Raw genomic sequence first — 20508 nt, 5'->3', positions numbered from 1 at the left:
ACCTCCCCCCACTCCCCCTCCCTCCTCCCCCCCCCACCCCCCCCCCCCCCCCCCACGCCCCCCCCCCCCCCCCCCCCCCCCCCCCCCCCCCCCCGCGCCATGATCACCTCGGGACGAACGCCGGATCCAGGACCAGAGCCAGCAGTTGCCGGTCGGTCAGGGACGGGCCACCGCGGTCGGCGTCGTCCAGCGTGCCGAGATCGGAAACGTTGACCGAGCCGCCACCGGTCCGGAAGGCGATCGCGTTGCGGGTGACCACCTTCGCGGTCGAGACACCCTGGCCCACGATGACGTCGCCCTCCTCGGCTTCGGCGGACTTCGGGGCGGTTTCGGAGATCACCACGAGGTTTCCGCCCGGCTGGGGAAGTTCCACACACCGCGTCGGCTTCCGATCCGAACCGATCGCGTCGGCCCGGTTCTCCAGCTTGCACTGTCCTTCGCGCGGAAAGCCCTCCTTCGTGCTCACCGGACCGGCGATCGTGAGGTTGACGCCACGGGGCCTCCCTTCGGGGTCGGTGTACCTGACTTCCGAGGTCTTCAGGTCTCCGTGCCCCACGAAGTTCCTCACTTCGATGTCCTTCGCACCCACGATCACCCGCGGCACTACGTCCTTCAGGTGCTGAAGATCGTCCTTCGGTGCGGCCTGCGCCGACGACGCCGCCGGCGCGAGCCGCGCAGGGCCGTTACCCGGTGCCACGAACACCACCGCCGCCGCGATCACCGCCAGCGTGGCGACCCCCGTCACCGCGACCGCCCGCCGGTTCCGCATCTTCTTCGCCGCCGTGACGGCGACCTCGTCGGGGTCGAAGCCGAGCGGGGGCTCGGCCGGCTTGATCCCGCGCAGCCTGTTTTCGAGTTCGTCCATCACGCGCTCCTCCCGGAGACAGCCTTGTCGTGCTGTCTCTGCAGGGCCGCGCGGAGGACGTCGAGTCCTCGCGCGGCCTGGCTCCTGACCGTCCCTTCCGAACAGCGCAGCGCGACGGCGACCTCCGCGACCGGGAGATCGGCGCAGTAGCGCAGCACGACGACGGCGCGCTGTTTCGGCGGAACTTCGGCGAGGGCGCGAAGCAGCGAATCCGAGATCCCGGCGTCGGCCGGGGCTGTGGGCTCTTCGGGGACGACACCGTCGCGGTTTTCTCTGTTCCGCCACGGTCGCCGCCGCTCATCGAGCCAGCAGCGCATCAGGATCTGCCTCGTGTAGTTGTCGACGGGCCCTTTCCGGCGGACCTTCGGCCAGACCCGGTAGAGCTTGATGAGCGCGGATTGGACCAGATCCTCCGCGAGATGCCAGTCGCCGCAGAGCAGGTACGCCGTCCGCCTGAGCGGTAACGCCTTGTCCCTGGCGAACTCCCTGAAGCTCGCATCGTCCTCAGCCCGCATCGTGCCTCCTCGTCCGTGTTCCGGTGTATCTCACGGACGGGGAGGCACGAAATGTTGCATGCGCGGATCAGCCGTTGAGGTTCACCAGCTTGAAGGTCGCGTAACGGTCCGGGGTGTAGACGATCTCGCCGCCCTTGCCGGAGATCACGCGGTCGCTCGTGCCGACGGGGAACAGCCGGTAGTAGCCGGCGGCGCACGACGGCAGCACGCCTTCGCGGTTCTCGTAGACCGTGCCGGTCGCGCCGCCGCGGACCTTGTCCACCACGGACTTCGCCGCGGACGACAGCGTCGAGTAACCGATCTTCGTCAGCTTCGAGGTGTCCCCGCAGGACGGCGACGGCGTCCCGTTGGCGTCGATCACGGAGAAGGTCTTGTAGTGGTCGGCGGTGTAGAAGTGCTCGCCGGCGTTACCGGTGACGATGCGGCGCGCACCGCGATCGGGCGAACCCGGGGTCGGGACCGTGTACTCGCGGTAGTAACCCGCAGCGCACTTCGGAAGGATGTTCTCGCGGTTGGAGAAGACCGTGCCGTCCTTGTCCGGGTACGGGAACGGGCCACCCTTCTGGATGAGGTTGTAGGTCGTCGTCGCCTCAGCGGGCAGCGACGAGAGCGATACGTGCTTGAACCCGGTGAGATCCCCGCAAGGATTCTGCTGGATCGAGACGGGGGCGGCCGTGGCCTGCGCGGCACTGAGCCCACCGAAGAAGGTGACTAGTAGAACGAGCAGCGCGGCGGCGATCCGCGATCGTTTGTCGGTCATTTTCGGACCGTAACCCGATCGTGTATTCACCAGAAGGCGCCGAGATGAACTCTTCACCGCCGTTCATCGCCTGCCGACCAAGGGCTCCGGCCGTTCGGGTCAACCTCGTTCGGAGTACTTCTCCCCGAGGCGTTCGAACACCACCGGCGGCACCAGGTGCTCGATGTCGCCACCGAGCGCGGTCACCTCTTTGACCAGCGAGCTCGACACGAACCCGTACTCCGGGTTGTTCGCCATCAACAGCGTTTCGAGCCCGGTCAGCTCGCGGTTCATCTGCGCCATCTGGAGTTCGTAGTCGAAGTCGCTGACCGAGCGCAGCCCCTTCGCGACCGCGACGATGTCGTTCTCGCGGCAGTAGTCGACCAGGAGGCCCTGCCAGGAATCCACGCGCACGTTCGGCAGCTTCGCGGTGATCTCGCGCAGCATGTCGATCCGCTCCTCGGTGGTGAACAGGCCCTTCTTGCTCTTGTTCACCCCCACCGCGACGACGACCTCGTCGAACAGCTTCGCCGCCCGCTCGATGATGTCGAGATGTCCATTGGTGGCCGGGTCGTAGGACCCGGGACAGACCGCACGCCGCATGGCGCGGACGGTACCAAGGAGACGGCCCCCCTGCGCGTTCATTCAGTGCGGCGTCACACCTGATACTCGGCCCAGTAGAGGGCGGTGTCGCCGTAGCGTTTCGTCCGCGCCGGCTCGAAGCCCGGCGGCCAGTCCGGCTCGCCGTCCCGCGCGGCGCGTTCGATGACCAGCAGCGCCCCGTCCGCGATCCACCGGCCGGCCGCGAGCGCCGCCATGACCTCCCCCAGCCGGGTGGAATCCACAGCGTACGGCGGATCCGCGAGGACGATGTCGAACGTTTCCGGCGCCGGAACGGCGACGACGGACTCGACGGCCCCGGCCCGGACCGTGCCGCCGAGTCCCAGCGCGGCGACGTTCCCCTTGAGCACTTCGACCGCGCGCCGGTCCGACTCGACGAACAGCGCACCCGACGCACCACGGGACAACGCCTCCAGCCCGAGCGCGCCCGAACCGGCGTAAAGGTCGAGGACCTGGGCTCCCTGCAGCTCGCCGGCGACCTCCAGCGCGTTGAACAGCGCCTCGCGCACGCGTTCCGACGTGGGCCTCGTGCCCTTCGGAGGGACCTTCAACCGCCTGCCGCCCGCGGTCCCCGCCACGATCCTGGTCATGGGGTGCATCGTGCCTCAACGCCTTCCACCGCGGGCGTTGGCCGGGACTTGGTGAAGCCGCCGCCCAGCTCGCGTAGAGTCGTCCTTCGCCCTCGGAGGCGATAGAAGCGTTTAGGAGCGTTGCGTGTCCGAACCTCGGGTCAGACGGGCCGAGATCGCCATCGAGCAAGCCCATGTGGACACCGTCTACACCCGGCTCGCCGAACTGCGAGCCCAGGCTGAGGCCATGCGTACCAAGGGCTATGAGATCGGCCATGGCGCCGGGCGGGAAGCGATCTTCGAGCAGGCGTCGATGCTGTTCGAACGGGACATGATGGTGTATCACGCCAATCAGACCCTGCAGACCCTCGACGCGGAGTACGAAGGCCTGGTCTTCGGCAGGCTCGACCATCTCGACAACGACCACATCTACGTCGGCCGTCTCGGCATCCGCGACGCCGAGTTCGACAACCTCGTCACCGACTGGCGCGCGCCCGCGGCCGCGGCTTTCTACCAGGCGACGGCCGAGGAGCCGATGGACGTCGTCCGGCGCCGGGTGATCCGGTGCTCCGGCCAGACGGTGCTCGACGTCGACGACGACGTCCTGATCGCCGACGCGGTCCCCGAGAACATGCGGATCGTGGGCGAAGGCGCGCTGATGGCCGCGCTCGGGCGGTCGCGCGGCGAGAAGATGCGGGACATCGTCGCCACCATCCAGAAGGAGCAGGACGAGGTCATCCGGGCGCCGTGGCGCGGGGTCACGGAGATCACCGGCGGCCCCGGCACCGGCAAGACCGCGGTCGCGCTGCACCGCGCGGCGTACCTGCTCTACCGTCACCGCCGCCAGCTCGGCGGCGCGGGCGTGCTGGTGATCGGCCCGTCCGGGGTGTTCACCAGCTACATCTCGCGGGTGCTGCCGTCGATGGGTGAGACGAACGTCGAACTGCGCGCGCTCGGCGAGGTCCTCGACGGCCTCGAAGCGACCCGTCAGGATCCGGCGCCGCTGGCGGCGATCAAGGGGTCGCTGCGGATGCGCAAGATCCTGCTGCGCGCGCTGCGGGACACGCCGGAAGACGCGCCCGAGGACATGAAGATCGTCTACCGCGGCGAGGTGCTGCGGCTCAACGCGCGCGAGCTCGACAAGGTGCGCCGCAAGGTGCACACCGCGGGCGGGCCGCCGAACCGGTCGCGGATCCGTGCCGCCGAACTGCTGCTCGACGCGCTCGCCGCGAAAGCCGAGCAGCACGCGAAGGACGACGGCCGTCAGGTCGACAAGGCCGAGCTGATCACCGAACTCGGTGAGCGCATCGAGTTCCACCGGTTCCTGGTGGCCTGGTGGCCGATCCTGTACCCGGCGCAGATCCTGCGGTGGCTCGGCGTGGAGAAGCGGCTCGCCGCCGCGGCGAAGGGCCTGCTCAACCGCAACGAGATCAGCCTGCTCGCGGCCGACTTCGCCGACCGTTCGCGCGGCTGGACCATCGCGGACGTCGCGCTCCTCGACGAGCTGCGCGTCCTGATCGGCGAGCCGCCGAAGCGGCGCAAGGGCAGGCAGAGCATCGAGGTCAACCCGGAACGCGGCGGCGCCCCGACCCGGCCCCAGCACTACGACGAGTATTCGCACGTGGTCGTCGACGAGTCGCAGGACCTCTCGCCGATGCAGTGGCGGATGGTCGGGCGGCGCGGGAAGTACGCGAGCTGGACCGTGGTCGGCGACCCGGTGCAGAGTTCGTGGCCGGATCCGGCCGAGGCCGCGAGGGCGCGTGACCAGGCGTTCGGGCTCAAGACGACGCGGCGCCGGTTCACGCTGCGCACCAACTACCGGAACTCGGCGGAGATCTTCGACCTGGCCGCGAAGGTCGTCGCCGGGCACGCCGAGGCCGACGAGCTCCCGCGCGCGGTGCGGCAGACCGGCATCACGCCGGAGGTCCGGCCGGTCGAGGCCGCCGGGCTGGAGGCGGCCACGCAGGCCGCGGTGAAGGAGTTGATGGGGGCCGTCGAAGGCACCGTCGGCGTGATCACCGCCATGGACCGGGTGCCCGAGGTCGAGGGCTGGCTCGACGGACTTTCGGACGAGCGGCTCAAGGTCGTCGGCAGCCTCGACTCCAAGGGCCTCGAATACGACGCCGTCGTCCTGGTGGAGCCCAACGACCTCATCACCGAGTCGACCACCGGCCGCCGCGTGCTGTACGTCGCGCTGACCCGCGCGACCCAGCAGCTGACCGTCCTGGCCTCGAACCCGGACTGGATCCCGGCCGCCTGATCCCCCACGCGTTTCGTCCTCTGGATGCGGTACTTGCACGCGCAACTACCGCATCCAGAGGACGAAATGCCTTCAGGGGCGGGCCGGCAAAAAGCTGAAGGGCTCCTTCAGGACACTGGTGAATGCCCTGAAGGAGCCCTTCAGACCCCCGGTGAGTGAACGATGTGGGGACGCATCGCACGTCCAGGGGTATTTCTAGCGCCTATTCGTTGTTCGGTGTCACGGCTGCTCCACCGAACAACAACGCCGAACAACGGATCGGCCGTGGTCACGGACACGGAGGCCGGTACTCGAGCCCCGGCAGGTGTTGTTCCCATTCCTCGGCCGTGATCCGCGGGTACACGGTCGCGCAGATGCGTTCGGCGGCGCGTTCGGGGCTGGTTTCCCACAACCGCACGCTGCCGTCCGCGACGGAGCCCGCGAGGGTGTGCCCGTCGGGAGCGAACGCCACCGCGTTGACCCGATCGACGTCGTCGGTCAGGTTCGCCGATTCTCGGACCGTTCCGGGATCGGAGACATCCCATAGTCGCACGGACCGGTCGTAACTGCCGGTCGCGAGAGTCTTCCCGTCCCCGCCGAACGCGACCGAGATGACGTTGTCGGTGTGCCCCGGCAGCAGCGCTGCCTGCCGGGGAGCCGCCGGGTTCGTGACGTCCCACAGCCGTCCGGTGCGATCGGCGCTCCCGGTGGCGGCGAGTTTGCCGTCGGGGCTGTAGGCCACCGAGAACACCGTGTCGGAATGTCCCTCCAGCACCGAAAGCTGCTTCGGCGCCTTCGCCATCGAGATGTCCCACAGCCTCGCGGTGTGGTCCCAGCCGCCGCTCAGCACGGTGCGGCCGTCCGGGCTGAACGCGAGCGAATGGACGTCGTCCTCGTGCCCGGTGAGGGTCGCGAGTTCGACGGGCCGCCGGATGTCCGCCACGTCCCACAGTTTCACCGTGTGCCCGCTGCCCGCGGTCGCGAGCGTCCGGCCGTCCGGACCGAACGCGACGGGGTCGATCTCCTCGTCCGGCCGGTAGAAGACGCCGGTGTCGACCGGCTTCCGTGGATCGGTGACGTCGATCAGCCGCATCGTGCGGTCCCAGGAGCCGGCGGCGAGCGTCCGGCCGTCCGGGCTGAACGCGAGACCGCAGACACCTTGGCCGAAGCCGCCGATCTTGCCCAGCTCACGCGGGTTCCGGGTGTCGGCGACGTCGACCAGGCGCACCACGCCGTCCTGGCTTCCGGTGGCCAGCAGTTTCCCCTCGGAGCTGTAGACCGCCCGGCAGGCCGACCGGGCCGGGCCGCTGATCGCGGGCCCCGGCAGATCCCACAGCCGCACCGTCTGGTCGTCGCTGGCGGTCACCAGCGTGCGGCCGTCCGGCGAGAACACCGCCCAGACCACGGCCGCGGTGTGCCCGATGAGCGCCGGTTTCTCACGCGGCTTCGCCGGATCGGTGATGTCCCACAGCCGCGCGGCGCGGTCGAAACCGGTCGTGACCAGCGTCGTCCCCTCCGGGCTGAACGCCACGGACCGCACGATGGTCCGGTGCGTGGCCATCGTCCCCAGCGGCGACGGCGCCAGCGGGTCGGCGATGTTCCACAGGCGCGCGGTCTGGTCGATGCTCGCGGTGGCGAGCGTCCGGCCGTCCGGGCTGAACGTCGCGGAGTGGACACCGGCCGTGTGTCCGTTCACCACGCCGAGCGGTTTGGCCTTCAGCGGGTCGGCGACGTCCCACAACCGCGTGGTCTTGTCGGCGCCGGTCGAGACGAGCGTCCGCCCGTCGGGGGCGTAGGCGAGACCGTTGACGTTGCCGGTGTGCCCGGTCAGGGTGGCCGCGAGCACCGGTTTCGCGGGATCGCGGACGTCGAACAGGCGCACCGTGCCGCCGCCGTCCGCGGTGGCGAGCACCGCGGCCTTCGGGCTCAACGCCACCGCGTTGACCCGGCTCGGATGCTGCCCGACCACCACGCCCGGCCCGGGTTTCGCCGGATCGGCGACGTTCCACAGCCGCGCGGTCTTGTCCCAGCCCGCCGTCGCGACCACGCCACCGCCGGCACCGAACGCCACCGAGTTGACGTTCTCGGTGTGCCCGGACAACGTGGCCAGTTCCTTCGGGCGATGGGGATCGCCGACGTCCCACAGCTTGGCCGTGTGGTCCCAGCTGCCGGTCACCATCACCTGGCCGTCGCCGCGCAGGGCGGCCGCGTTGACGCGGTGCCCGTGCCCGCTGACCCGGGTCGAGTACGGCGACTCGAACATCCCGAGCACGCTGCCGCGGGTGTCCACACTCGGATCGACGCGGTACGCCGCCAGCGCGAGCTGCGCGGCCAGCGCCGGGTTCGTCGACCGCATCTCGATCGCCTGCCCGGCGACCTTCTGCGCGAGGGCGTTGTTGCGCTGGCTCGTCGCGGTCTGCTCGGCCCGGACGGCGTACACCATCGCGGCCGTCGCCAGCACCAGCAGTACCGCCAGGAGCGCGACCAGCTGGCGCAGCCGCCGGGTGCGGCGCCGCGCGATGGTCTGTTCGTGGTTCTCGATCGCCACGCTCGCGTCGAGGAACCGGCGTTCACGCTGGGACAGCGCGCTGTCGTGCTCCGCCGCCCATTCCCTGGCGATGGACAGTCGCGCGCCGCGGTAGAGCCAGCCGTCGTCGCGGCCGACCGATTCCCACGCGTCGGTCGCCTCGGTGAGCTGACGGTGCACGCGAAGACCCTCACGGTCCTCGGCGAGCCACTCACGCAGGCGCGGCCAGCCCCGGATCAGCGCTTCGTGCGCGATCTCGATGCCGTTGTCGTCGAGGGTGACCAGCCGCGACGACGCCAGCCTGTCGAGCACGACGGCGACGTCCGGGTCGTCCGCGTCCACCTCGTCGCGGGTGATGCGGCGTTTGGTGTCCTCGGTGCCCTCGCCGAGGGCGGTCATCCGCAGGAAGATCTGGTTCGCCAGGCGTTGCTGGTGTTCGCTCAGCGCGGTGAAGGTGTGCTCGGAGGTCTGCGCGACCGACCGTTCGATCCCACCGGTGGACTCGTAGCCGGTGAGGGTGAGGGTGTTGCCGTGGCGACGGCGCCAGGTCTCCAGCAGCGCGTGTGAGAGCAGCGGCAGCACGCCGGGCTGCCCGGTCGCGTCGGCGACGAGCCGCGAGACCAGCGCGTTCTCCACGCGGTACCCGGCGTCGATGGCCGGCCGCGAGATGGCCTGCCGCAGCTCTTCGGTGCTCATCGGGCCGACGAGGATCTGCGCGTCCTGCATCGCCTCGACCAGCTCGGGATGCCGCGCGCAGTGTGTGTAGAAGTCTGTACGGATGCCGAGGACGACCCTGGTCCGGCTCTCCGGTTCGGTCGTCGCGGTGACGAGCGCGGACAGGAAGGCGGCCCGTTCGTCGACGTCCTGGCAAAGTGTGAAGACCTCTTCGAACTGGTCGACGACCAGCACGACGTCGCCCCCGCGGTCGGCGACCAGCTGACGGGCGGCGAGGCCGAGGTTGCGCGGATGTCCGGCGAACTCGGCGAGCAGCCCGCCGGGCACGAGCCCGAGCGCGGCGCCGAACTGGACGGCGCACTCCTGCAACGGCCGCGAGCCGGGGGTCATCAGCAGGGTCACGGACGTCTCGCGCGCCGCCGGGAGCAGACCCGCCCGGAGCAAGGACGACTTACCGGAACCGGAAGCGCCCAGAACCGCCAAGAATCGTTGGTCCGAAAGCCTTGTGACGAGTTTGCGGACGAGTCGTTCGCGACCGAAGAATCGGCTCGCGTCATCCGGCCCGAATGCGGTCAGACCGATATAAGGGGCCGATTCCCCATTCAGCGGGGCAACCGGTGAATCGCTGACTCCAATGCGCGTCCGCTCGGCCACGTCATGCCAGCGGGCCTCCCACTCCTCCTCGGGGCCACCGCACGCCCGGACATAGGCCGACATGACCGCCAAGCTGGGCATCTTCTTCCCGCCGGCGGCTTCGGAGAGGGTGCCCGCGGAGTAATGGGCACGCCTGCCCAGCTCGCGGTACGTCGGGTTTCCGGCCTTCTCCCGCAGACGCCGGAGATCGGCGGCGAACTCCAGTAACGGATCGTCCCCTTGGTCCAAAGGTCGCTCCGGACGCGGCACCCTCGATCCTTTCTTTTCAGTGGTTTTCCCACTGTCGCATTCGGAGGCAACCGTACCGTGGAAACGGGGGAACCCCGCCGAGTACCGGGTACATCGAGTCGGTTAATTTCGATCGGTCGACAGGTGCTCGATGTCACGGGAAGGGATCGGGGACCCGCCGCGTTGTACCGATACGTGACCTCTCTGCCTGACATCCCGCTGTCCGTGCTCGATCTCTCGCCCGTGGTGGCCGGGGGCGGCGTGCGCGACTCGCTGCGCAACACCCTCGACCTCGCGCGCCGGACCGAGGCGCTCGGCTATCACCGGTACTGGCTCGCCGAGCACCACAACATGCCAGGGATCGCCAGCTCCGCGACCGCCGTGATGATCGGACAGGTCGCCGCCGCCACCGAACGCATCCGGGTCGGCTCCGGCGGGGTCATGCTGCCGAACCACGCGCCGCTGGTGGTGGCCGAGCAGTTCGGCACCCTGGAGGCGTTCCACCCGGGGCGGATCGACCTCGGCATCGGGCGCGCGCCGGGTACCGACCAGCGGACCGCGCTGGCACTGCGCGGCCCCGGCGGGCTCTCCGCCGAGAACTTCCCGCAGCAGTTCGCGGAACTGCTGGCCTACTTCGAGCACTCCGACCAGCGCGCGGTCAACGCCGTGACCGCCGAGGGCAACAAGCCGCCGGTGTGGCTGCTCGGGTCGAGCGGCTTCAGCGCGCGGATGGCGGGCGAACTGGGCCTGCCGTTCTCGTTCGCACACCACTTCAGCGCCGAGAACACGCTCCCCGCCGTGGCGCTCTACCGCGACGCGTTCAAACCGTCGGACATCCTGGACGAGCCGTATGTGATGCTCGGCGTCTCCGTGGTCGCCGCCGAGACCGACGAGCGCGCCCAGTACCTGGCCGCTCCCAGCGGTCTGACGTTCCTCAGTCTGCGCAAGGGGCGGCCCATCCCGCTGCCGACGCCGGAAGAGGCCGCGGCTTACCCGTACACCGACATCGAGCGCGTGTTCATCGAGGACCGGGCCGCGAGCAGCATCATCGGCTCGTCCGAGACCGTCCACAAGGGACTCGAGACATTGCTGGCCGACACCGGCGCGAACGAGCTGATGATCACGACCATGGTGCACGACCAGGCGGACCGGGTGCGGTCCTACGAACTGGTGGCCGAACTGGCGCGCTGAGGGTCTGCACGCGTCTGCCCGCTTCCCGGATGCCATGAACGGTCCGTTACTTGCGAAATTTGCAAGTAACGGACCGTTCATGGCATCCAGGAGCTGACACTTGGGCCCGGCCGGCTGCCGCGGCTCCGGGAGCCGCCGCTCTCCCCGAACGGACCAACGCACCGCCGAGCACGAAAGAACGGACAAGACCCCCGTTCACCTTTGTCAAAAAAGAACAAGAATTCACCGGTTACCAGGACGTGACGTCTTGATCACACCGAAGTTCTTGTCACCAGGCAGGCACGTGATTAGCGTACCGACCAGTAGCAAACCGCACGGTAACACCCCGTTGAGCCTATTCAACGATTCCGTTCCGCCATTCGGAGCAAAGGAATTGCGCAAGCAGGGGTGTATTCGCCGTGCCCGGAAAACTGGAGGGTCGGCGTGGGCGTCCGGACTAACGCACCCTCATTCCCCGGCGCGGGTGCGCTCCGGGAGACCGGCAGGCTCTACTCACTCGGTCTCGACGTCGTCCGCCTGACCTTCCGGCGGCCGTTCCAGGCCCGCGAGCTGATCCAGCAGTTCTGGTTCATCGCGAGTGTGTCGATCCTGCCGACCGCGCTGGTCGCGATCCCGTTCGGCGCGGTGATCGCGTTGCACATCGGCTCGCTGACCGCGCAGATCGGCGCGCAGTCCTTCACCGGCGCGGCCAGTGTGCTGGCGATCATCCAGCAGGCCAGCCCGATCGTGACCGCGTTGCTGATCGCGGGCGCGGGCGGGTCGGCGATGTGCGCGGACCTCGGATCCCGCACGATCCGCGAGGAGATCGACGCGATGGAGGTGCTCGGGGTCTCCCCGATCCAGCGCCTGATCGTGCCGCGCGTGCTCGCCGCGATGGGGGTCGCTGCGTTCCTCAACGGAATGGTCAGCGTGGTCGGCGTCCTCGGTGGCTATTTTTTCAACGTCATCATGCAGAACGGGACACCGGGTGCGTATCTGGCCAGTTTCTCCGCTCTCGCGCAACTGCCGGACCTCTGGATCAGCGAGATCAAAGCGGTCATCTTCGGTTTCGTCGCCGCGATCGTCGCGTCTTATCGCGGGCTCAATCCGAAAGGCGGCCCGAAAGGCGTCGGTGACGCGGTGAACCAATCCGTGGTGATCACGTTCCTGCTCCTGTTCCTGTTGAACCTCGTGTTGACGACGCTTTACCTGCAGCTCGTCCCGGCGAAGGGCAGCTGATGGTCACGACGACGCCTCCCCCCACGAGCACCCGGGCGGCGCGGGTCCGCGAAGCCGTCGATCGCCGGTTCGGGTTCCTGGACACGCTCGGCGACCAGATCCTCTTCTTCCTCAAGGCACTCGCCTGGGTGCCGCGCGCGGTGCGCCGCTACCTCCGCGAGATCACCCGCCTGCTGGCCGAAGTCAGCTTCGGCAGCGGCGCGCTCGCGGTCATCGGCGGCACGATCGGCGTGATGATCGGGATGACCGTGTTCACCGGCACGGTCGTCGGGCTCCAGGGCTACTCGGCGCTCAACCAGGTCGGCACGTCGGCGTTCGCCGGGTTCGTCTCCGCGTATTTCAACACCCGCGAGATCGCGCCGCTCGTGGCCGGGCTGGCCCTGTCGGCCACCGTGGGCTGCGGCTTCACCGCGCAGCTGGGCGCGATGCGGATCTCCGAGGAGATCGACGCGCTGGAAGTGATGGGCATCCCCAGCGTCCCGTACCTGGTGACCACCCGGATCATCGCGGGCTTCCTCGCGGTCATCCCGTTGTACGCGATCGGCCTGCTGACCTCGTATCTCGCGTCACGCCAGATCACCGTCTGGTTCTACGGCCAGTCCGCGGGCACCTACGACCATTACTTCCTGCTGTTCCTGCCACCGGGTGACGTGCTCTGGTCGTTCGGCAAGGTGCTGGTGTTCAGCGTCGTGATCGTGCTCGCCCACTGCTATTACGGCTTCCGCGCGAGCGGCGGCCCGGCCGGTGTCGGTGTCGCCGTCGGACGCGGGGTGCGGACCGCGATCGTGGCGGTCAGCGTGCTGGACTTCTTTCTCAGCCTCGCGATCTGGGGCGCGACCACGACGGTGCAGGTGGCCGGATGAGCCGCCGCGGGTTGCGCAAAGCCGGGGTCAGGACCGCCGGGGTGCTGTTCCTCGTGGTGATGTCCGCCCTCGTGCTGCTGTCGATCAAGATCTACCGCAAGGATTTCGTCGAATCCGTGCCGGTGACGCTGCAGGCGGACCGGGTCGGCAACCAGTTGCGCGTGGGCGGGCAGGTCAAGGCGCGCGGCGTGGTGGTCGGCGAGATCCGTGATGTCCGCGCGACGCCGGGCGGCGCGGAGATCGACCTGGCGATGGAGCCCGGCAAGGTTTCTCAGCTGCCGAAGAACGTGTCCGCGCTGCTCGTGCCGAAGACCCTGTTCGGTGAGCGGTACGTGCAACTGTCCATTCCGGACGGATCACCCGCCGAACCGTTGAGCGCGGATGACGTGATCACCCAGGACCGTTCGGCCAACGCGATCGAACTCGAGCGGGTCTTCGACAACCTGTTACCGCTGCTCAAGGCGGTGCAGCCGCAGAAGCTCGCCACCACGCTGACCACGGTCGCGACCGCGCTGGAGGGTCGCGGCGACCAGATCGGCGACACCCTGGCCACCGCCGCCGAATACCTCCAGAAGTTCAACCCGAACCTCCCGAAGCTGAACGACAACATCCGCGACCTCGCCACGGTGTCGAAGCTGTACGGCGACATCGCGCCGGATCTGCTCGACGCGCTGAGCGCCTCGGCGGTCACCCTCGACACCGTCAAGGAGAAACGTGCCGAACTGGCGACGGTGTACCAGCAGGTGACGTCGTCCTCCCAGCACGTCACGACGTTCCTCGTCAACAACCGCGCCAACATCATCGCGCTCGCCGCCGACAGCAGGGCACCGCTGGAGGTCGCCGCGAAGTACTCGCCGAGTTTCGCCTGCACCCTGAAGGCGCTCGCCGCACTGAAGCCCCAGATGGACAAGGTGCTGGGCGCCGGCACGGACGAGCCCGGTCTGCACGCGGAGATCATCGTCACCCAGCCGCGCGGCAAATACGTGCCGGGCAAGGACGACCCGGTCTACGACGCCACCGGCGAACCGCGCTGCTATCCCTCGAACGGCCTGATGAGCCGAGGGATCGAAGCAATCGACACCGTTTCGACGCCCGGCGCGCAGGGCGACCTCGGCCTGGCGAACTCGCCACAGGAACGGGAACTGATCTCCACCCTGGTCGCGCCGTCGATCGGGGTCCCGGCCAACCAGGTCCCCGCGTGGGGCAGCGTGCTCGTCGGCCCGCTCTACCGGGGCACGGAGGTGACCCTGCGATGAGGAACTTCGTGAGCCCGCTGATCAAGGGGCTGATCTTCGTCGTCGTCACGACGCTGGCCACGGTGCTGCTGGCGGTGTCCATCACGAACACCGGCCTCGGCGACACCAAGACCTACAGCGCCAAGTTCCTCGACGCGACGTCGCTGAACGTCGGCGACGACGTCCGGATCTCCGGGGTGCGGGTCGGCCAGATCGAGGAACTCGAAATCGCCGACCACAGCCTGGCCCGCGTCCGGTTCTCCCTCGACTCGCAGCGCGGTCTGCCCGCCGATGTGACCGCGGTGATCAAGTACCGCAACATGGTCGGCCAGCGCTACATCGCACTCGAACGCGGCAAGGGCACCCGTGAACTCCTGGAGCCAGGAGCGGAGATCCCGCTGGAGCGCACGACGCCCGCGCTGGATCTCACGGAACTGTTCAACGGCTTCAAACCGCTGTTCCAGGCGCTGTCCCCCAAGGACGTCAACCAGCTCTCCGGCGAGATCGTCCAGGTACTGCAGGGCGAAGGCGGCACGGTGGAAAGCCTGCTGGCGCACACCGGTTCGCTGACCACCACGCTCGCCGGCCGCGACAAGGTGATCGGCGACGTGATCACGAATCTGGACACGGTGCTGAAGAGCATCAACGGCAAGGGCGACGCACTGTCCACTTTGGTCTCCACGCTGAAGGATCTGGTATCCGGCCTCGCCGGTGACCGCACCGAGATCGGGGAGGCCGTCTCCGGGCTCGCCGACCTCACCACCGCCACGGCCGGTCTGCTCGAACAGGGCAGGAAACCGCTCAAGGACAGCATCGAGGGGCTCGGCCTGCTGGCCGGTCAGCTGACGACCGACGAGGGCAAGGCCGAAGTCGACCGCGTCCTGACCGTGCTCCCCGGAAAACTGAACGAACTGGGCCGGATCGGCTCCTACGGATCGTGGATGAACTTCTACCTGTGCTCGTCCGTCCTGCTGACCAAACCTCCGCGCGGGGTCCCGGCGACGGCGGAGAGGTGCACGGCGTGAAACCCTTCAAGGAACGGAACCCGATCGTCATCGGGGTCGTCGGCAGCGTCATCGCCGCCGGGCTGCTGACCGCGACGCTCAACTACGAGGCCCTCCCGATCATCGGCTCGGGGACCACCTACCAGGCCGAATTCTCCGAAGCTGCCGGGTTGCAGGCCGACGACGAGGTCCGCATCGCCGGGATCAAGGTCGGCGAGGTGAGCGACGTCCGGCTCGCCGAAGACCACGTGGTGGTCAGCTTCCGGGTCAAAGACGCCTGGGTCGGGGACAAGACCGCGGCCGAGATCAAGATCAAGACCCTGCTGGGCCGGAAGTTCCTCGCGCTGCGCCCGACCGGCGAGACCGTGCAGAACCCGAAGCAGGTCATCCCGCGCACCCGGACCGTGACGCCCTATGACGTCACCGAGGCGTTCAACGGGCTGGCCGACACCGCGGGCGCGATCGACACCGATCAGCTGGCGGAAAGCTTCACCACGCTCAGCGACACGTTCAAGAACTCGCCAGAGCACATCAAGAAGGCGCTCGAAGGGCTGACGTCGCTGTCGAAGACCGTGTCATCGCGGGACAACGAGCTCGCCAGCCTGCTGTCGAACGCGCACGGTCTCACCACGACGCTGGCGAACTCGAACGACGACTTCGCCAAGCTCCTCTCGGACGGCAACCTGCTGCTGACCGAACTGGACAACCGGCGGCAGGCGATCCACGACCTGCTGACCGGCTCGCAGGAGCTCGCCACCCAGCTTTCGGGCCTGGTGAAGGACAACAAGGACCAGCTCGGCGGCGCGCTCGCCAGGCTCGGAGAGGTGACCGACATCCTGCAGCGGCAGAACGACAATCTCGCCAAGAGCCTCGACCTCGCCGCGCCGTACTTCCGTGTGGTGAACAACTCGCTCGGCAACGGACGCTGGGTGGACGGCTATCTGTGCGGGCTCGTCCCGGAGAACCGGGACCCCTGCCTGCCGAAGATTCCGGGAGGTGGCCGATGACCAGCCGATTCGTCACCCTCGCGCTGGTACTCGCGCTGGTCGTCGTCGGCGGTCTCTGGTGGATCTTCTCCGGCAACGGGCTCGACCGCGTCACGGTGTACTTCTCACGGGCCGTCGGTGTCTACAGTGGATCGGACGTGCGGGTGCTCGGGGTCCGGGTCGGTCAGGTCGAATCCGTGACCCCGGAAGGGGAACAGGTCAAGGTCGTCCTGACCGTCGACGGGTCGACCCCGATCGCGGCGGACTCAGGCGTGCTGGTCGTGGCGCCGAGCGTGGTGGCCGACCGGTACGTCCAGTTCACCAAGCTCACCCGCGCCGGGAACCAGCTGCACGACGGCGCGGTGATCCCGGTCGAGCGCACCGGCACGCCGGTGGAACTCGACCAGCTCTACTCCAGCCTCGACACCCTCGCCAAGGCGCTCGGCCCCAAGGGCGCGAACGCCGACGGCGCGCTTTCGGAACTGCTGCGCACCGGTGCGAAGAACCTGCAGGGCAACGGCAGGCCGTTCAACGAGTCGGTGCGCAACTTCGCCGATCTCGCCAGGACCTTGTCCGGCAACTCGCAGAACCTGTTCGCCACCGTCGACGAACTTCAGCGGTTCACCTCGATGCTGGCGACCAACGACCGGAACGTCAGCGAGGTCAACAAGCAGCTCGCTTCGGTGACCGGCACGCTCGCGCGGAACAAGGACGAACTCGCCCGCGCGCTGAACGGCCTCGGTGGAGCGCTCGCGGAGATCCAGCAGTTCATCCGGGACAACCGTGCGCAGATCAAGTCCAATGTGGACAAGCTCGCGGTGACCACCGGGACGCTGGTCGACAAACGCGCCGCGCTGGCCGAAACCCTCGACACGATCCCGCTGGCGGTGACGAACGTGCTCGGCGCCGTCGACCCGAAGACCGGGAAGCTGCAGAGCCGCGGCAACATGCTCGAATACGCCCCGCTCCCGCTGCCGGTCGCCGGCGACACCTACACCGGGGGGCGCTGATGGCCACGAAAAGGTCGATCGCCGTACTCGCCGCGTGTTGTGTCGCGCTCACCGCCTGCTCCTCCGATTTCAAGGGCGTCTACGACCTGCCGTTGCCCGGCGGCGCGGACATCGGCGACCATCCGTACCGGGTGACCGTGCAGTTCGCCGACGTACTCGACCTGGTCCCGCAGGCCGCGGTGAAGGTGGGCGACGTCCCGGTCGGCCGGGTCGAGAAGATCCGGCTCGGCGAGGACGGCTGGACGGCCGAGACCGTCTTGGCGGTCAACGGCGACGTCCACCTGCCCGCGAACGCCATCGCGCGGCTGCGGCAGTCCAGCCTGCTCGGCGAGAAGTTCATCGAGCTCGCCCCGAGCGCGACGAAGGCCGAAGGCAGGCTGGGCGACGGCTCGGTGATCCCGGTCGCGAGCACGAACCGCAACCCGGAGTTCGAAGAGGTCTTCGGCGCGCTGTCCCTGCTGCTCAACGGCGGCGGGATCGGCCAGTTGCAGACCATCAACCGCGAGCTGTCGAAGGTGATGGACGGCAACGAGGAGGAGATCCGCTCTTTCCTGTCCACTGTGGAACAGCTGGTGTCCAACCTGGACTCGCATCGCTCGGAGATCACCTCGGCGCTCGACGGGCTCAACCGGCTCTCGACGACACTGGCCAACCGGAAGAAGCAGGTCGAAGGCGCGCTCACCGACCTCACCCCCGGTCTCAAGAGCCTTTCCGACCAGCGCACGCAACTCGTCTCGATGCTGCAGGCGCTGGACCGGCTTTCCGAGGTCGGTGTCGACGTGATCAAGAAGAGCCGGGCCGACCTCGTCGCGGACCTCACCGCGCTCGCGCCGATCCTCAAACGGCTGGCCGACGCCGGTGAGAGCCTGCCCAAATCGCTGGAGATCCTGCCGACGTTCCCGTTCACCGACGCCGTCCGCGACGGGATCAAGGGCGACTACCTGAACGTCTACGCCTCGATGATCCCCGCACCGGGCGTCGAACTCCCTCCGCCCGGCGAAGGTGTCCCGCCGGGCCTCCCGACCTTGCCGCTGCCGCCCTCCGGAGGTAGCTGATGCTCACCGCCCGTGTCCGGATCCAGGTGATCGCGTTCGTCGTCCTCGCGCTGGCGACGACGGCGTTCGTCGGCGCCAACTACGCGGGGCTCGACCGGCTCTTCGGGGCGAGCGGGTACACCGTTAAGCTCGCGCTGACCGACGGCGGCGGCCTGTTCACCAACGGCGAAGTGACCTATCGCGGCGTGGCCGTCGGCCGGGTCGGTGAACTGCGCCTCACCGCCGGGGGCATGGAAGCGGATCTCCTGATCGACGACGACGCCCCGCGGATCCCGGCGAACTCGCGGGCGGTCGTGGCGAACCGGTCCGCGGTCGGCGAGCAGTTCGTCGACCTGCAGCCGCGGACCGGCGACGGGCCGTTCCTCGCCGAGGGTTCGGTCATCCCGCGTGAGGCGACGAGTGTGCCGCTGCCGGTACAGCATCTGCTGACCGACCTGGACTCGCTGACCGCCTCCGTGCCGACCGAGGATCTGCGGATCGTGGTCGACGAACTCGACAACGCCCTGCGCGGTTCCGGCGCGAACCTCCAGGTGCTGCTGGACTCCACCACCGACTTCACCAAGCAGGCCGCCGACCACCTGCCGCAGACGGAGAAGCTGCTCACCGACGGCTTGACCGTGCTGAAGACCCAGGTCGACTCGTCACTGGCTTGGCGGCAGTTCAGCGGCAACGCCAAGCAGTTCGCCGAACAACTGGCCCGTTCGGACGGTGACCTTCGACGGCTGATCACGACCGCGCCCGAAGCGGCGACTCAGCTCTCCGGGCTGTTGCGGGACAACGAACCGGGCCTGCCGATCCTGCTGGCGAACCTGCTCACCACGTCGCAGGTGTTCTCCGCGCGCACCGACGGCCTCCGTCAGCTGCTGATCAACACCCCGAAGGCGGTGTCCGCGGTCGACGCCTCCGTCGACGAGGAGTCCGGGAAGATCGAACTGGTACTGACCTTCTTCGACCCGATGCCCTGCACCAAGGGGTACGAGGGCACGAGGATCCGCAGCAGCGCGGAACTCTCGCCGCTGCCGTTCAACACCGGTGCCGCGTGCACGCTCGACAAGGGCAACCCGAGTTCGGTCCGCGGCTCGCAGAACGCGCCGAAGGGCGGCGTCCCGCCCGCCGCGATCCCCGGCGGCTTCGGCGCCGACGGCCAGCCGACGTCCACCAGCCTCGAGGAGATGTTGTGGCTGCGCAACTGAAGATCGCGATCGCCGTGTTCGCCGCGGCCTGCGCGTTCGCGGGATGGGCCGGGTACACCTGGTTCACCGCGACGGGTTCGGCGGCCGTCGCCTACGGGAACTCACGCGACGAGGCGCTGAAGAGCGGGCGCGAACTCGTCGCCCGGCTGACCAGCCTCGACCACCATCGTGTCGACCAGGGCATCGCCGACTGGCTCGCCGCGTCCACCGGCCCACTGCGTGATCAGCTGGGCAAGACCGACGACACGACGAAGCAGACGCTCACCAAGGACGCGACGGTCTCGACGGGCAAGGTGCTGGACGCGGCCATCAGCGAACTGGACGACCACGCGGGAACGGCCAAGATGCTGGCCTCGGTGGAGATCACGATGGCGAAGGAAGGCGCGGCGCCGACGACGAAGCGCAACCGGTTCGCCGCCGGGCTGACCAGGACCGGCGAGGGCTGGAAGCTCAGCGCGCTCGACCAGCTCCCGGTGGGTGCGCGATGACCGCCACGGCCGACACCGACACCGACACCGACACCGACGCTGAGACCGATGCCGTCGTCGTGGAAGAAGACGTCACCGAGACGCCGGCCCGCCGGCCTAAGCTGCCGTTGATCCTGCTGGTAGCGGCTGCCGTGCTGGTGGTGGCGGGCGGGTGGTTCACCCTGGAGGCGAGGTCGATCTCGGCGGCTCCGTCGGCGGCGAACACGGCGCTCACCGACGTCGGCGCGACGGCCGAGGTGAACTCCGCGGTGACGGTGGCGCTCAACAAGGTCTTCTCCTATTCCTACGACCGGACCGACGTCACCGAAAAAGCGGCCGCTTCGGTGCTGAGAGGCAAGGCTCTGGAGTCGTACAACCAGTTGTTCACCCAAGTCCGGGAAAAGGCACCGGCACAGAAACTCGTCCTCACGACCCGCGTCTCCTCATCCGCCGTCCAGGAACTCGGCGGCGGTAAAGCGAGGCTGCTGGTATTCCTCGATCAAGCGGCGACGAGAGCCGACAACAATTCTTCGACGACGGCCGCCGCGCAGCTTTCGGTCACCGCTGAACGCGAAGGCGAGAACTGGATCATCACCGACCTTGTCCCCCGGTGACAAACCGGTCATTCCCCCTTTCGTCCGCTTTTGTAAAACA

18 protein-coding genes are annotated in these 20508 nt (G+C 68.5%); 12 read left to right on the top strand and 6 right to left on the bottom strand.

The features are described 5' to 3' along the window. Nucleotides 1-103: 103 nt before the first annotated feature. From ACZ6DT_RS35305 to rsmD, 5 genes are all read right to left on the bottom strand, one after another. Nucleotides 104-865: a hypothetical protein gene (locus ACZ6DT_RS35305; protein WP_465603392.1), complete on the bottom strand. Its 762-nt coding sequence runs from the start codon at nt 863-865 to the stop codon at nt 104-106. Next, the gene (locus ACZ6DT_RS35300) at nt 865-1380 is read right to left on the bottom strand and encodes a SigE family RNA polymerase sigma factor (RefSeq protein ID WP_465603389.1); all 516 of its coding nucleotides are present in this window, start codon (nt 1378-1380) and stop codon (nt 865-867) included. Before ACZ6DT_RS35300 ends, ACZ6DT_RS35305 begins: the two co-directional genes overlap by 1 nt. Nucleotides 1381-1447: 67 nt before the next feature. Then, on the bottom strand, nt 1448-2140 hold the full coding sequence (locus ACZ6DT_RS35295) for a ribonuclease domain-containing protein (protein ID WP_465603387.1): 693 nt from the start codon (nt 2138-2140) through the stop codon (nt 1448-1450). A gap of 99 nt (nt 2141-2239) precedes the next feature. Next, nucleotides 2240-2722 carry a pantetheine-phosphate adenylyltransferase gene (coaD, locus tag ACZ6DT_RS35290; protein WP_465603385.1) on the bottom strand — a complete coding sequence of 161 codons (483 nt, stop codon included), beginning with the start codon at nt 2720-2722 and terminating at the stop codon, nt 2240-2242. 53 nt (nt 2723-2775) lie between these two features. Further along, nucleotides 2776-3330, bottom strand: a complete 555-nt coding sequence (rsmD, locus tag ACZ6DT_RS35285) for a 16S rRNA (guanine(966)-N(2))-methyltransferase RsmD (protein ID WP_465603383.1) — start codon at nt 3328-3330, stop codon at nt 2776-2778. Between the two features lie 124 nt (nt 3331-3454). On the opposite strand from rsmD, the gene ACZ6DT_RS35280 reads away from it, so the two are divergent. Continuing rightward, entirely contained in the window at nt 3455-5569 is a 2115-nt protein-coding gene (locus tag ACZ6DT_RS35280) for a HelD family protein (RefSeq protein WP_465603381.1), read from the top strand. Nucleotides 5570-5837: 268 nt separating this feature from the next. Here ACZ6DT_RS35280 and ACZ6DT_RS35275 read toward each other — a convergent pair whose 3' ends face one another. Beyond that, nucleotides 5838-9653 carry an nSTAND1 domain-containing NTPase gene (locus tag ACZ6DT_RS35275; protein WP_465603380.1) on the bottom strand — a complete coding sequence of 1272 codons (3816 nt, stop codon included), beginning with the start codon at nt 9651-9653 and terminating at the stop codon, nt 5838-5840. 174 nt (nt 9654-9827) lie between these two features. Between ACZ6DT_RS35275 and ACZ6DT_RS35270 the strand changes: the two genes are divergently transcribed. From ACZ6DT_RS35270 to ACZ6DT_RS35220, 11 genes are all read left to right on the top strand, one after another. Further along, complete coding sequence (locus ACZ6DT_RS35270; protein WP_465603378.1) at nt 9828-10823, top strand: LLM class flavin-dependent oxidoreductase; 996 nt, start codon at nt 9828-9830, stop codon at nt 10821-10823. 423 nt (nt 10824-11246) lie between these two features. Then, nucleotides 11247-12041 (top strand): MlaE family ABC transporter permease, encoded by a 795-nt coding sequence (locus ACZ6DT_RS35265; RefSeq protein WP_037311541.1) that lies wholly within the window; start codon nt 11247-11249, stop codon nt 12039-12041. Then, nucleotides 12041-12904: an MlaE family ABC transporter permease gene (locus tag ACZ6DT_RS35260; protein ID WP_465603376.1), complete on the top strand. Its 864-nt coding sequence runs from the start codon at nt 12041-12043 to the stop codon at nt 12902-12904. The genes ACZ6DT_RS35265 and ACZ6DT_RS35260 overlap by 1 nt, the downstream gene beginning before the upstream one ends. Beyond that, nucleotides 12901-14160 carry an MCE family protein gene (locus ACZ6DT_RS35255; RefSeq protein WP_465603375.1) on the top strand — a complete coding sequence of 420 codons (1260 nt, stop codon included), beginning with the start codon at nt 12901-12903 and terminating at the stop codon, nt 14158-14160. The genes ACZ6DT_RS35260 and ACZ6DT_RS35255 overlap by 4 nt, the downstream gene beginning before the upstream one ends. Next, the gene (locus ACZ6DT_RS35250; protein WP_465603373.1) at nt 14157-15164 is read left to right on the top strand and encodes an MCE family protein; all 1008 of its coding nucleotides are present in this window, start codon (nt 14157-14159) and stop codon (nt 15162-15164) included. The genes ACZ6DT_RS35255 and ACZ6DT_RS35250 overlap by 4 nt, the downstream gene beginning before the upstream one ends. After that, nucleotides 15161-16150 (top strand): MCE family protein, encoded by a 990-nt coding sequence (locus ACZ6DT_RS35245; protein ID WP_465603371.1) that lies wholly within the window; start codon nt 15161-15163, stop codon nt 16148-16150. Before ACZ6DT_RS35250 ends, ACZ6DT_RS35245 begins: the two co-directional genes overlap by 4 nt. Continuing rightward, entirely contained in the window at nt 16147-17139 is a 993-nt protein-coding gene (locus ACZ6DT_RS35240) for an MCE family protein (RefSeq protein WP_465603369.1), read from the top strand. The genes ACZ6DT_RS35245 and ACZ6DT_RS35240 overlap by 4 nt, the downstream gene beginning before the upstream one ends. Next, a complete protein-coding gene (locus ACZ6DT_RS35235) occupies nt 17139-18194 on the top strand; it encodes an MCE family protein (protein WP_465603367.1) in 1056 nt (351 codons plus the stop codon). Before ACZ6DT_RS35240 ends, ACZ6DT_RS35235 begins: the two co-directional genes overlap by 1 nt. Further along, the gene (locus ACZ6DT_RS35230; RefSeq protein WP_465603366.1) at nt 18194-19387 is read left to right on the top strand and encodes an MCE family protein; all 1194 of its coding nucleotides are present in this window, start codon (nt 18194-18196) and stop codon (nt 19385-19387) included. The genes ACZ6DT_RS35235 and ACZ6DT_RS35230 overlap by 1 nt, the downstream gene beginning before the upstream one ends. Beyond that, nucleotides 19372-19875: a hypothetical protein gene (locus ACZ6DT_RS35225; RefSeq protein ID WP_465603364.1), complete on the top strand. Its 504-nt coding sequence runs from the start codon at nt 19372-19374 to the stop codon at nt 19873-19875. Before ACZ6DT_RS35230 ends, ACZ6DT_RS35225 begins: the two co-directional genes overlap by 16 nt. After that, nucleotides 19872-20468 (top strand): hypothetical protein, encoded by a 597-nt coding sequence (locus ACZ6DT_RS35220; protein ID WP_465603362.1) that lies wholly within the window; start codon nt 19872-19874, stop codon nt 20466-20468. The genes ACZ6DT_RS35225 and ACZ6DT_RS35220 overlap by 4 nt, the downstream gene beginning before the upstream one ends. Nucleotides 20469-20508 lie beyond the last annotated feature (40 nt).

The sequence above is a fragment of the Amycolatopsis sp. NPDC041971 genome, assembly GCF_055588925.1.
This window is presented reverse-complemented; position numbering and strand designations above follow the sequence as displayed.

Coding starts and splice junctions, on each gene's coding strand:
- ACZ6DT_RS35305 (WP_465603392.1), bottom strand. CDS start 865: ATGGACGAACTCGAAAACAGGCTGCGCGGGATCAAGCCGGCCGAGCCC.
- ACZ6DT_RS35300 (WP_465603389.1), bottom strand. CDS start 1,380: ATGCGGGCTGAGGACGATGCGAGCTTCAGGGAGTTCGCCAGGGACAAG.
- ACZ6DT_RS35295 (WP_465603387.1), bottom strand. CDS start 2,140: ATGACCGACAAACGATCGCGGATCGCCGCCGCGCTGCTCGTTCTACTA.
- coaD (WP_465603385.1), bottom strand. CDS start 2,722: ATGCGGCGTGCGGTCTGTCCCGGGTCCTACGACCCGGCCACCAATGGA.
- rsmD (WP_465603383.1), bottom strand. CDS start 3,330: ATGACCAGGATCGTGGCGGGGACCGCGGGCGGCAGGCGGTTGAAGGTC.
- ACZ6DT_RS35260 (WP_465603376.1), top strand. CDS start 12,041: ATGGTCACGACGACGCCTCCCCCCACGAGCACCCGGGCGGCGCGGGTC.
- ACZ6DT_RS35255 (WP_465603375.1), top strand. CDS start 12,901: ATGAGCCGCCGCGGGTTGCGCAAAGCCGGGGTCAGGACCGCCGGGGTG.
- ACZ6DT_RS35250 (WP_465603373.1), top strand. CDS start 14,157: ATGAGGAACTTCGTGAGCCCGCTGATCAAGGGGCTGATCTTCGTCGTC.
- ACZ6DT_RS35240 (WP_465603369.1), top strand. CDS start 16,147: ATGACCAGCCGATTCGTCACCCTCGCGCTGGTACTCGCGCTGGTCGTC.
- ACZ6DT_RS35235 (WP_465603367.1), top strand. CDS start 17,139: ATGGCCACGAAAAGGTCGATCGCCGTACTCGCCGCGTGTTGTGTCGCG.
- ACZ6DT_RS35230 (WP_465603366.1), top strand. CDS start 18,194: ATGCTCACCGCCCGTGTCCGGATCCAGGTGATCGCGTTCGTCGTCCTC.
- ACZ6DT_RS35220 (WP_465603362.1), top strand. CDS start 19,872: ATGACCGCCACGGCCGACACCGACACCGACACCGACACCGACGCTGAG.